The sequence below is a fragment of the Simplicispira metamorpha genome, from assembly GCF_004341365.1.
Taxonomy (GTDB): domain Bacteria; phylum Pseudomonadota; class Gammaproteobacteria; order Burkholderiales; family Burkholderiaceae_C; genus Simplicispira; species Simplicispira metamorpha.
In genome coordinates, this window is record NZ_SLXH01000014.1 from 57836 (window position 1) to 69805 (window position 11970).

The following is an 11970-nucleotide window of genomic DNA, read 5'->3' on the forward strand; positions in this document are numbered from 1 at the left end:
CCCTTGCGGCCCCTCTTTTCTTCTCCGAACGGACTACGACCATGCCCCTCGTCTCGATGCGCGAACTGCTCGACCATGCTGCTGAAAACCGCTACGGCATCCCCGCTTTCAACGTCAACAACCTGGAGCAAGTGCAGGCCGTGATGGCCGCTGCCGATGAGGTAGGAGCGCCGGTCATTTTGCAAGCCAGCGCTGGTGCGCGCAAATACGCGGGCGAAGCCTTCATCAAGCACCTCATCCAGGCTGCTGCCGAGATGTACCCACACATTCCGCTGGTCATGCACCAAGACCACGGCACCTCGCCCGCCATTTGCCAGGGCGCGCTGGACCTGGGCTTTGGCTCGGTGATGATGGATGGCTCACTGCGCGAAGACGGCAAAACCCCGGCCTCGTTCGACTACAACGTCGAAGTGACACGCAAGGTGGTGGAAATGGCACACAAAATCGGTGCAACCGTCGAGGGCGAACTGGGCTGCCTGGGTTCGCTGGAAACGGGTGAGGCCGGTGAGGAAGACGGTGTGGGCGCGGCGGGCAAGCTTGACCACAGCCAGATGCTGACCGACCCCGAAGAGGCCGCCGCTTTCGTCAAGGCCACGCAGCTTGACGCCTTGGCCATTGCCATCGGCACCAGCCACGGCGCCTACAAGTTCACGCGCAAGCCCACGGGCGACATTCTGGCCATCAGCCGCGTACAGGCTATCAACGCCCGCATCCCCAACACCCATTTGGTGATGCACGGTTCCTCGTCCGTACCGCAAGAGCTGCTGGCCATCATCAACCAGTACGGTGGCAAGATGAAAGAGACGTATGGCGTGCCGGTCGAAGAGATCCAGAAGGCCATCCAGTTTGGCGTGCGCAAGATCAACATCGACACCGATATCCGCCTGGCCATGACTGGCGCGGTGCGCAAGTTCCTGGCCGAGAACCCCGACAAATTTGACGCCCGCGAATGGCTCAAACCCGCCCGCGAAGCGGCCAAGGCCATCTGCAAGCAGCGCTATATCGAGTTCGGCTGCGAAGGCCAGGGCGCCAAGATCAAGGGCCACAACCTGCAAGTGATGGCCTCCCGCTACGCTGCGGGCGAGCTGGCCCAGGTCGTTAACTGACCTGATACACCGCACTGTGGGCGTGGCGTTCGCCCCAGTGACGGCAGGGGGAGCCCTCGCCTAGAGAGCTGCCCCTGTACCAAGGCAAACCGCCAGTCGCAAAAGTTTCTTCATGTAAGCTTGTGGTCAGTGAATGCAGCCCACCGACACAACGAGGAGACAGACGCATGCTGATTGGCATACCTGCCGAGACCATGGCCGGAGAGACCCGGGTCGCCGCGACCCCTGAGACGGTCAAAAAACTCAAAGCCCAGGGACACACCGTACGCATCCAGGCGCATGCCGGTGTCGCTGCCAGCATGCCTGATGCAGCCTACGAAGCTGTCGGCGCAGACATCACCGATGCCGCAGCCGCTTGGGGCTGCGACATGGTGCTCAAGGTGCGCGCGCCCCAAGAGTCCGAGATGGCGCTGCTGCGTCCGGGCACCGTGGTGGTGGGCATGCTCAACCCCTTTGACGGTGCCGGCTTGCAGCGCATGGCGCAGGCGGGCCTGACGGCCTTTGCCCTGGAGGCCGCGCCGCGCACCTCGCGTGCGCAAAGCATGGATGTGCTGTCTTCGCAGGCCAACATCGCCGGTTACAAGGCGGTGATGATCGCCGCCGACAAGTACCAGCGCATTTTCCCGATGCTGATGACCGCTGCGGGCACCGTCAAAGCCGCCCGCGTGGTGATTTTGGGCGTCGGCGTGGCGGGCTTGCAGGCCATTGCCACCGCCAAACGGCTGGGCGCGGTGATCGAGGCGTCTGACGTGCGCCCCAGTGTGAAAGAGCAAGTGGAGTCGCTGGGTGCCAAGTTCATCGACGTGCCCTACGAAACCCAGGAAGAAAAAGAAGCCGCCGAAGGCGTAGGGGGCTATGCCCGCCCCATGCCGCAAAGCTGGCTCGATCGCCAGAAGGCCGAAGTGGCCAAGCGCGTAGCCGCTGCCGATATTGTTATCACCACCGCCTTGATTCCCGGGCGCGCCGCACCCGTGCTGGTGACCGAGGACATGGTCAAGGCCATGAAGCCGGGCTCCGTCATCGTGGATCTGGCGGCAGCGCAGGGCGGCAATTGCCCCCTGACCGAAGCCAATGCCGTGGTCGTTAAGCACGGCGTGACGCTGGTGGGCGAGACCAACCTCCCCGCCTTGGTGGCGGCGGACGCCTCGGCCCTGTATGCGCGCAACGTGCTGGACTTTCTCAAGCTGGTGCTGACCAAGGAGGCCACCTTGCAAATAGACCTGCAAGATGACATCGTGGCCGCTTGTCTGGTGGCCCATGAAGGCGTGGTGAGGCGGTCATGAGCGCAGTGGTACACGGCGCCAGGCTGCTGCTGGCCACTGGCGTACTGGCGTTGGTGGCGGCATGCGCCCCCCTGGGCAACGCCCATCCCGAGTACCCCGTGGGCCGGGCCCGCCTGGTGCTGGCGCCGGGGCAATGGGTGGACTTGGGGCATTCCGAAGAATCCCTGCCTTTGCTGCCGGAACTGGGTGCCACCGTGCCTTTGCAGACCCGCATTGTCGGGTTGCGCGGGCCTGGCCAGGAATGGCTGGCCGTACTGCGGATCCAGACCAACAGCACCAACTTTCCTCCGCACAACCCAACCCTCTGGACGGGCTCCTGCCCCGCGCAGCAAGGCGTCTGGGTGGAAGATGCCACTGCGGCCAGCCCGGTGCGCATTGACTGCCTGCGCTTCAAGCGCTGGGCCAACAACCGCGATGACTGGCTGGGCAAGAACCATCCCGATTGGGCCCAGTGGCTGGGCATGCACCAAGTGCAGCTGACCCGGCCTGCGTCGTACATCAGCTACCGCTATGCCACCGAAGGCGGTGCGTATGTGGCAGTGACTGCGCTGGTAGACCAGCGACTGCTCATCCCGAAAACACGCAGCAACGATGAGTTCCTGCGTTCGGGCCAGCCAGCGCAGGACTGGATGGGCCAACTGCGCACCGCCGTCCAACAAAGCGTTGGCATGCTCGATGGCCACCTGGCCGTGCCTGCTTTTCCCCTTGCTGTGTCCCCCTAAGGAGCCGTCGCCATGGATGTTGTGTCCCCCACGCTGATCAACCTGATCATTTTTGTGCTGGCCATTTACGTGGGCTACCACGTTGTCTGGACAGTGACCCCTGCACTGCACACACCGCTGATGGCGGTGACCAACGCGATTTCTGCCATCGTCATCGTGGGCGCCATGCTGGCCGCCGCCCTGACCGAAACCCCGCTGGGCAAAACCATGGGCGTGCTGGCCGTGGCGCTGGCGGCGGTCAACGTGTTTGGTGGCTTTCTGGTCACGCGCCGGATGCTCGAAATGTTCCGTAAAAAAGAACGAAAAGTGCCTGCGGCGACCGCCAAATAAGCGCTAGCAGCTATAAAAACAGGAGCATTTCATATGAGCATGAACCTCGTCGTACTGCTGTATCTGGTGGCCAGCGTGTGCTTTATTCAGGCCCTCAAAGGGCTGTCGCACCCCACCACCTCCATCCGGGGCAACCTGTTTGGCATGGTCGGCATGGCCATCGCCGTGCTCACCACCGTGGGGCTGATCTACAGCCAGGCGCAAAGCCTGGGTGTGGACTTTGGCACCGGGCTGGTCTATGTGGTGGCGGCCCTGGTGGTGGGTGCCAGCGCAGGCACCCTGATGGCCCAGCGCGTCGAGATGACCAAGATGCCTGAGCTGGTGGCCTTCATGCACAGCATGATCGGCCTGGCTGCCGTGTTCATTGCCGTGGCCGCCGTGGCCGAGCCCTGGGCATTCCAGATTGTGGCCAAGGGGCAACCGATTCCGCTGGGCAACCGGCTGGAGCTGTTCCTGGGCGCGGCCATTGGTGCTATCACTTTCAGCGGCTCGGTCATTGCGTTTGGCAAGCTCTCGGGCAAGTACAAGTTCCGCCTGTTCCAGGGCACGCCGGTGCAGTTTTCGGGCCAGCATATGCTGAACCTGGTGCTGGGCCTGGCCACCGTGGGGCTGGGGTTGGTGTTCATGTTCACGGAGAACTGGACGGCCTTTTTCCTCATGCTGGCGCTGTCGTTTGTGCTGGGCGTGCTCATCATCATCCCCATTGGCGGGGCTGACATGCCGGTGGTGGTGTCCATGCTCAACAGCTACTCGGGCTGGGCGGCGGCGGGCATTGGTTTTTCGCTCAACAACGCCATGCTCATCATTGCTGGCTCGCTGGTGGGCAGCTCCGGGGCCATCCTGAGCTACATCATGTGCAAGGCCATGAACCGCTCGTTCTTCAACGTGATTCTGGGCGGCTTTGGTGGCGATGCCGCTGGCCCTGCTGCTGCCGGTGGCGCGCAGCAGCAGCGCAACGTCAAAAGCGGCAGTGCCGACGACGCCGCCTTCGTGCTGGGCAACGCGGAAACCGTGGTCATCGTGCCCGGCTACGGCCTGGCGGTGGCCCGCGCCCAGCATGCCGTCAAAGAGCTGGCAGCCAAGCTCACCGACAAAGGCATCACCGTCAAATACGCCATCCACCCGGTGGCAGGGCGCATGCCCGGCCACATGAACGTGCTGCTGGCCGAGGCCGAAGTGCCCTACGACCAGGTGTTCGAGATGGAAGACATCAACGGCGAGTTCGGCCAGGTGGACGTGGCCATCATTCTGGGCGCCAACGATGTGGTCAACCCCGCCGCCCACGTCAAGGGCACCCCCATCTACGGCATGCCCATCCTGGAAGCCTACAAGGCCAAGACCGTGATTGTGAACAAGCGTTCCATGGCCTCGGGCTACGCGGGCCTGGACAACGAGCTGTTCTACATGGACAAAACCATGATGGTCTTCGGTGACGCGAAAAAGGTCGTCGAAGACATGGTCAAGGCCATCGAGTGACAGACCGCTTCTGAGCACCCGGCGCGAACCGCCTTCGCGCCGCACTACAACAAAAAATGGAGAGACAAAAAATGACCGACCGCCCTTGGCTGGCCGCGTACCCGCAGGGTGTGCCTGCCGATATCGACCCCGCCCAGTACCCGTCTCTGGTGGCCTTGATGGACGAGGCGTTTGGCAAATACGCCGACCGCGTCGCCTACAGCTTCATGGGCCGGGATGTGACCTATGCAGAGACCGAGGCGCTCAGCCGCGCCCTGGCCGCTTACCTGCAAGGGCTGGGCCTGGTCAAGGGCGACCGGGTCGCCATCATGATGCCCAACGTGCCGCAGTACCCGGTGGCCGTGGCCGCCGTTTTGCGCGCGGGCTTTGTCGTGGTCAACGTGAACCCGCTGTACACGCCGCGCGAGCTGGAGCACCAGCTCAAGGACGCCGGTGCCAAGGCCATCGTCATCATCGAGAACTTTGCCTCCACGCTGCAAAGCTGCATTGCCAACACGGCGGTCAAGCATGTGGTGCTGTGCGCCATGGGCGACCAGCTTGGTTGGCTCAAGGGCGCGCTGGTCAACTACGTGGTGCGCAACGTCAAGAAAATGGTGCCTGCCTACAGCCTGCCTGACCCGGTGCGCTTCAACGATGCCATCGCCCAGGGCGAGCGCAGCAGCTTCAAGGCGCCCGACATCCGGCCCGATGACATCGCGTTGCTGCAATACACGGGCGGCACCACCGGCGTGAGCAAGGGCGCTGTGCTGTTGCACCGCAACGTGATTGCCAACGTGCTGCAGTCCGAGGCCTGGAACGCGCCCGTGATGCAGAAAATCCCGGCGCAGGAGCAGCCCACCAGCGTGTGCGCGTTGCCGCTGTACCACATCTTTGCCTTCACGGTGAACATGATGCTGTCCATGCGCACCGGCGGCAAAACCATCCTCATCCCCAACCCGCGCGACCTGCCAGCGGTGCTCAAAGAGCTGTCCCGGCACACCTTCCACAGCTTTCCGGCGGTCAACACGCTGTTCAATGGCCTGGCCAACCACCCGGATTTCAACACCGTCAACTGGAAGAACCTCAAGGTGTCGGTGGGCGGCGGCATGGCCGTGCAGGGCGCCGTGGCCAAGCTGTGGCTGGAGAAAACCGGCTGCCCCATCTGCGAGGGCTACGGCCTCTCGGAGACCAGCCCCTCGGCCAGCTGCAACCCCGTGACGGCCAAAGAGTTCACCGGCACCATCGGCGTGCCCATTCCCGGCACCTGGATGAAGCTGATCGACGACGAGGGCAACACGGTGACGGAGCTGGGCAAGCCCGGCGAAATCGCCATCAAGGGCCCGCAGGTCATGGCCGGCTACTGGCAGCGCCCCGATGAAACCGCCAAGATCATGACCGAGGACGGCTACTTCAAGACGGGCGATGTCGGTGTGATGGATGAGCGCGGTTATTTCAAAATCGTTGACCGCAAAAAAGACATGGTGCTGGTCAGCGGCTTCAACGTCTATCCCAACGAGGTGGAAGACGTGGTGGCCAAGATGCCTGGCGTGCTTGAGTGTGCCGTGGTGGGCGTGCCCGATGACAAGACCGGCGAGGCGGTCAAGCTGGTCATCGTCAAGAAAGACCTGCACCTGACGGAAGCCGAGGTGCGCGAGTTCTGCCGCGCCAACCTCACGGGCTACAAGCAGCCCAAGGTGATCGAGTTCCGCGACGAGCTGCCCAAAACCCCTGTGGGCAAAATCCTGCGCCGCGAACTGCGCGACAAGAAATAAGACGCCCCCATGACCACCGCCATCCTCAGCGCCCTGCCCGAAGAGCAATCGGGCCTGCTCGGCAGCCTGGAGCAAGCCCGCCGCGTGGCGCACGCGGGGCGCGCCTTTTGGCTCGGCACGCTGCACGGCCAGCCCGTGGTGCTGGCCTTGTCGGGCATGGGCAAGGTGGCCGCAGCCACCACCGCCACGGCGCTGATCGAGCGCTTTGGCGCTGCGCGCATCGTCTTTACCGGCGTGGCGGGCGGCGTGGGCGAGGGCGTGCAGGTGGGCGACGTGGTGGTGGCGCAAGACTACGTGCAGCACGACATGGACGCCACGCCGCTGTGCGCGCGCTGGCAGGTGCCCGGCTACAGCGCGGTGCGCCTGCCCTGCGACACCACCCTGACTGCTATGCTTTCAGGAGCTGTAAGCGCTTATCTGCAAAGCGCTGGAGGTCATTTTGATTCTGAACTTCTGGCGCAGCCGCCACGCCTGCACCAGGGCCTGGTGGCCAGCGGCGACCAGTTTGTCAGTTGCGCCCAGGCAGCGGGCGCCCTGCGCGCCGACCTGCTGGCCGCAGGCCACGACGTGCTGGCCGTGGAAATGGAAGGCGCCGCCGTGGCCCAGGTGTGCGTGGACTACGGCGTGCCGTTTGCCGCTGTGCGCGCCATCTCTGACCGCGCTGACGACGATGCGCATGTGGACTTCCATCGGTTCATCCAGAGCGTGGCCAGCCGCTACGCCGACCACATCGTGCGCGGTCTGCTGCGGGTGCTGTGATAGTGCTCTTTATTTGATAGCTGGTAGCGCCTGCCACCAAAGGGCTGGAGGCTGATTTGACTGCGGAACGCAATGGGCGCGCGGTAAGCGCCAGAGCCACCGTGGAGCACGCTTTGCCGGGCCACCGGTGGCGTCCCCCTTTGGGGAGAAGGCGTGCAGCGCCGCAGGGGGAGCCTATTTCAACCAGCCGCGCTTGCGGAAGTACCACATGGGCCCCAGCGCGCTGGCCAGCATCAGCGCCAGCGCATAGGGGTAGCCCCATTTTTGCGCCAGCTCGGGCATGTACTGGAAGTTCATGCCATAGACGCTGGCAATCAAGGTGGGCGGCAGCAGCGCCACGCTGGCCACCGAGAAAATCTTGATGATCTTGTTCTGGTTGATGTTGATGAAGCCCACGGTGGCATCCATCAAGAAGTTGATCTTGTCGAACAGAAAGGCCGTGTGGCTGTCCAGCGACTCGATGTCGCGCAGAATTTGCCGCGCCTCCTCGAACTGCTCGGCGTTGAGCATCTTGCTGCGCATCATGAAACTGACGGCGCGGCGCGTGTCCATGACGTTGCGCCGGATGCGGCCATTCAAGTCTTCCTGGCGGGCGATGGCGCCCAGCACCTCGCCCGCGCGGGCATCGGTCACGTCGCCGGCCAGCACCTGGGTGCTGACTTTTTCCAGATCGTCGTAAATGCCCTCCAGCGTGTCGGCGGAGTATTCGGCGTCGGCGTCAAACAGCTTGAGCAGCACCTCGCGCGCATCTTCGATCAGGCCCGGCGCCCGGCGTGCGCGCAGCCGCAGCAGGCGAAACACCGGAATGTCCTCGTCGTGGATGGAGAACAAAACGCCCTTGCTGCGCAGGCTCGGGTTGATGAGGTTGAGGATGAAGGCCACCCGCACCGAGCGCGGGTTGTCGTGGTCGTCAATCAAGAAGTCGCTGCGGATGTGCAGCTCGCCGTTGTCTTCTTCGTAAAAGCGGGCCGATTCTTCGATGTCCTCGTCCATCGCATCTTCGGGGATGGACAGGCCGTAGTACTGCGAGACCCAGCGCTTTTCGTCGATGGTGGGCGATTCCAGATCGACCCAGATGGGCTGGAATTTGGACAGCTCTTCCAGCGACTCGATTTCTTCCTGAACGAGTCGCCCATGGGCAAGCGTGAAGATGTTGAGCATGGCTCACTCCCTTGATGTGACGGCCTGTGGCGGGGGGGTAAAACGGGGCGCTTTCAGCCCCCCTTGGCGCACTGGCTCGGGAGCTGAAAGCTACCGACTGGGGTAGGTTTCCAAGGTTTGTCTCCACACAAAACGTGAACCCGGAATTATCGCATTCGCGTGTGACAGGGCTGTGGCGCTGCCGGGCTTTTGGGGGGTCAGGGCGTGGGCGTGGCCTGCGCCAGGGCGCGGGCGCGGCACAGGTCGGCCCAGGCGGCGGCTTTGGCCTGCGGTGCGCGCAGCAGGTAGGGCGCGTCGTAGGTGACGATGGCGGGCACCCCGGCCACGCTGTGGGGCTGGGCGCGCAGCCGCCCCAGCGGGTCGCTGCGCCCCAGGGCGGCGCGCGCGGCCAGCCGCCCCATGACCAGCACCACGCTGGGCTGCACGTGGGCAATGGCCGCGCTCAGGGCCTGTGCGCTGGGCGCTGCCGCCGGTGCGTCCGGTGCCTGGGGGGCCACGGTGCTGAGGAAAACGCGCGGGTGCTGGTGCAGTCGCAGGGCGCGCAGCATGTTGTGCAGCAGCAGACCGGCATCGCCTGCCAGCGGGTCGGCACCCTCCTGGCCCTCGGTGACGATGAGCCAAGTGCTGGCGTCTGCCCCCGGCCCGGGCGGGGTGGGGGCGGCGCTGGCGTGGGCGGCATCGGCACCGTGGGCCGGGGCGTACAGGGCTTGCGGCGCGTGCAGCACCAGCGCGGCGCCGGGTGGGGCTGCTGTGGGCGCTGGTGCAGCGGGGATGGCCGGGCGGGGTGGGGCGGCGGCAGATGGGGCAGCGGGTGTGGTTGGCGCTGCCGGGGCCGCGCTGGCCTGCGGCGGCGGCAGGGCGTTGGCGGGCGGTGCCGCTGGTGCGTGGTGTGCCGGTGCGGCCTGGGGGGCGTGGCTTGGCGCGCTGTGCGGCGCAGTGCGTGTTGTGCCGGTGCCTGCCACGCGCTCGGTGGTGGGGGCGGGCGGGGCATCGGCAGGGGCTGCGACGGCTTCGTCCGGCCACCAGACGCGCACGCCCATCTCTTGCAACATCGCCCGCTGGCGTGCGTCCAGGTGCAGGCTCATAGGGCGGCACTCATGACGATGGCGTCCTCGCGCTCGTTGCCCACACCGGGGTAGTAGCGCTTGCGTTCGCCCACGCGCCGGAAACCGTATTGCTCATACACATGGCGCGCGCGCAGGTTGCTCACACGCACTTCCAGCCACAGCCACTGCGCGCCACAACCGCGCGCCCACAGCGCCAGCGCGTCCAGCAGCACCCGTGCCCAGCCCTGTTGCTGAAAATCAGGCGATACGGTGAGGTTGAGCAAATGTGCCTCGTCCACGCCGGGCATGGCGACAAAGTAGCCCAGCAATTGCTCGGCCCCCAGCAGCAACTGGATTTGGTAGCCGCTGGCCAGGGCGTCCGTGAAGTTGCCCAGCGTCCAGGGGTGCGAGTAGGCGCGCCGCTCTATGGCCAGCAGGTCGTCCAGCCGGTCCAGTGTCAGCGGCTCCAGGCGCACTTCAGGGGCGCCAGCGGTGGGGCAGGGGGTGGGGATGGCGCTCATGGGTGCAGCGGTTGCGCCGCTGTGGGCGGCAGGGGCGGGGCGGTGTGCGCGGCCCGTTCGGCAGCGCGCTCGGCGGTGGTTTTGGCGACCTTGTCGCGCACGTAGCGCGGCAGCGCCTCGGCGGCGGGCACGGCCAGCCCGGCAGCGATCAGGCCCGGTGCCAGCCGCAGCAGGGCCGTGGCGGTGGGCAGGGCGTGCCGGTGCAGCGCCCCTGGTGCCAGCCGTGGGCCGTACACGGCGTGGGCATTGCCCGCCACGGCCCAGCCCGCAGGCACCTGTACGGCCTCGGGGGCGCACAGGCCAAAGTCATCGTCGCCTTGCCAGATGCCGTCGTGCCATTGGTAGCGGGCGCTGTAGACCTCGTCCATGCGCGCGTCCAGCGTGGCCAGCACCTGGGTGCAGCCGTGCTGGTGGCGCGCTTCTTCGGCCACGGCGGCCAGGGTGTCGATGGGCAGCACCGCAATGGCCCGCCCGCTGTGGGCGCCAAAGGCCATGCCCTGGGCCACCGCGCAGGCGGTGCGCAATCCGGTAAACGACCCCGGCCCGCGTCCGAAGGCGATGGCATCGAGCTGGGCAAAGTCCAGCCCCGCCTCGGCCAGCAGGCGCAGCGCGGTCGGAATCAGCGTGGCCGAGGCCTGCGCCCCGCCGGGGCCGCTGTGTGCCCACACGGTGTCGGCATCGCCACGCGCTACGGCGATCGAAAGGGTGTCGGTACTGGTGTCAAAAGCAAGCAAATTCATGGTGCAGTGCGCTCTTTAGGCGTTGGTCTGGCCGCTGGCGGCGGTGGGCGTGGGCGGCGTGGTGCTGCGGCGGCTGCCCAGCACGCCAAAAAAGATGCCCAGGGTCACCAGCAGCAGGCCCGCGCCCAAATTCCAGTGCAGCGGCTCGCCCAGCAGCCACACTGCGCCGATGGCCGACAGGCCGGGCACCAGCGCAGTGATCATGGTCGAGCGCACGGGGCCATAGTGCTGGATCATGCGCGTGAAGGTGATGCCCGAGATGACCACCGAGCCCACGCCCTGGAACACCATCTGGAACAAGATTTCGCTCCAGGGCGCCTGAGCGAGCTGGCTGCCCGCCAGCTGCAACGCGGCCAGCAGCGCATACATGGGCACATACACCGTGCAAGCCAGCGCGGTGATGGCGATGGTGGCATGCACGGCACCCACGCCGTGGCGCCGCGCCAGCACGCTGTAGGTGGCCCAGCAGCTGGCCGCGCCCATGAAGAGCAGATCGCCCTTCCAGACATCGCCGCCGTCAAACGCTGCCAGCAGGCTGCGCCCGCCCACCAGCACATCGCCCGCCACGATCAGCGCCAGCCCGGTGGCGCGCGCGGGCGTGATGCGCTCGGCCAGCAGCAGGGCGGCCAGCAGCGCTGTCCACAGCGGCAGGCTGCCCGGCATCAGCACCGAGGCGTGGGTGGCCGGGGCGTAAAAAAAGCCCGAATACGCCAGCAAGGCATAGACCACGCCGCCAAACAGGCCCAGCTGCACCGTGGTGCGCAGCGGCAGCGGCGACAGCCCCGCCAGGCTGGATGTGGCCACCGTGCCCGCCGGTGCGGCGGTGCGGTGGCGCACGATCCACCAGCCCCAGGGCAGCAGCACCAGGCTGGCACCCACGATGCGCAAAAAAGCGATATCGAAGGGCGTCAGCGTGCGCTGGGCCGATGCCCGGGCAATGACGATAAAAGCAGTCCAGATGGTGACGGTGACCAGGGCCGCAACAAGGCCCTGGGCCCGGGGAGAAAAACGCATGGCCGCGATTATCCGCGCGCCTTGCCAGACTGCAGCGGGCCGGGGTTTGTGCGGCGGGCGC

General features: G+C 65.8%; 12 protein-coding genes. 7 read left to right on the forward strand and 5 right to left on the reverse strand.

From position 1 onward, the window contains the following. Positions 1–41 precede the first annotated feature (41 nt). The 7 genes from fba (at position 42) to EV674_RS09135 (ending at position 7427) form a co-directional block, all read left to right on the forward strand. Positions 42–1106, forward strand: coding sequence for a class II fructose-bisphosphate aldolase (fba, locus tag EV674_RS09105; protein WP_119013976.1), 1065 nt, complete (start codon positions 42–44; stop codon positions 1104–1106). A 167-nt stretch (positions 1107–1273) separates the two neighbouring features. Next, a complete protein-coding gene (locus EV674_RS09110; RefSeq protein ID WP_119013977.1) occupies positions 1274–2389 on the forward strand; it encodes a Re/Si-specific NAD(P)(+) transhydrogenase subunit alpha in 1116 nt (371 codons plus the stop codon). Further along, positions 2386–3111 carry a hypothetical protein gene (locus EV674_RS09115; protein ID WP_119013978.1) on the forward strand — a complete coding sequence of 242 codons (726 nt, stop codon included), beginning with the start codon at positions 2386–2388 and terminating at the stop codon, positions 3109–3111. The genes EV674_RS09110 and EV674_RS09115 overlap by 4 nt, the downstream gene beginning before the upstream one ends. Before the next feature lie 12 nt (positions 3112–3123). Beyond that, the gene (locus EV674_RS09120; RefSeq protein ID WP_119013979.1) at positions 3124–3441 is read left to right on the forward strand and encodes an NAD(P) transhydrogenase subunit alpha part 2; all 318 of its coding nucleotides are present in this window, start codon (positions 3124–3126) and stop codon (positions 3439–3441) included. Between the two features lie 33 nt (positions 3442–3474). Next, complete coding sequence (locus EV674_RS09125) at positions 3475–4917, forward strand: NAD(P)(+) transhydrogenase (Re/Si-specific) subunit beta (RefSeq protein ID WP_119013980.1); 1443 nt, start codon at positions 3475–3477, stop codon at positions 4915–4917. 71 nt (positions 4918–4988) lie between these two features. Beyond that, a complete protein-coding gene (locus EV674_RS09130; protein ID WP_119013981.1) occupies positions 4989–6668 on the forward strand; it encodes a long-chain-fatty-acid--CoA ligase in 1680 nt (559 codons plus the stop codon). Between the two features lie 9 nt (positions 6669–6677). Continuing rightward, on the forward strand, positions 6678–7427 hold the full coding sequence (locus tag EV674_RS09135) for a 5'-methylthioadenosine/adenosylhomocysteine nucleosidase (protein ID WP_119013982.1): 750 nt from the start codon (positions 6678–6680) through the stop codon (positions 7425–7427). A 174-nt stretch (positions 7428–7601) separates the two neighbouring features. On the opposite strand, the gene corA is transcribed toward EV674_RS09135, so the two are convergent. The 5 genes from corA to EV674_RS09160 form a co-directional block, all read right to left on the reverse strand. After that, entirely contained in the window at positions 7602–8588 is a 987-nt protein-coding gene (gene corA / locus EV674_RS09140) for a magnesium/cobalt transporter CorA (RefSeq protein WP_119013983.1), read from the reverse strand. Positions 8589–8785: 197 nt separating this feature from the next. Next, on the reverse strand, positions 8786–9673 hold the full coding sequence (locus EV674_RS09145; RefSeq protein WP_132750408.1) for a uracil-DNA glycosylase family protein: 888 nt from the start codon (positions 9671–9673) through the stop codon (positions 8786–8788). Then, entirely contained in the window at positions 9670–10155 is a 486-nt protein-coding gene (rimI, locus tag EV674_RS09150; protein WP_119014547.1) for a ribosomal protein S18-alanine N-acetyltransferase, read from the reverse strand. The genes EV674_RS09145 and rimI overlap by 4 nt, the downstream gene beginning before the upstream one ends. Further along, complete coding sequence (gene tsaB, locus EV674_RS09155) at positions 10152–10895, reverse strand: tRNA (adenosine(37)-N6)-threonylcarbamoyltransferase complex dimerization subunit type 1 TsaB (RefSeq protein WP_119014546.1); 744 nt, start codon at positions 10893–10895, stop codon at positions 10152–10154. The genes rimI and tsaB overlap by 4 nt, the downstream gene beginning before the upstream one ends. Positions 10896–10910: 15 nt before the next feature. Further along, positions 10911–11909 (reverse strand): DMT family transporter, encoded by a 999-nt coding sequence (locus EV674_RS09160; RefSeq protein ID WP_193552718.1) that lies wholly within the window; start codon positions 11907–11909, stop codon positions 10911–10913. Positions 11910–11970: the final 61 nt, after the last annotated feature.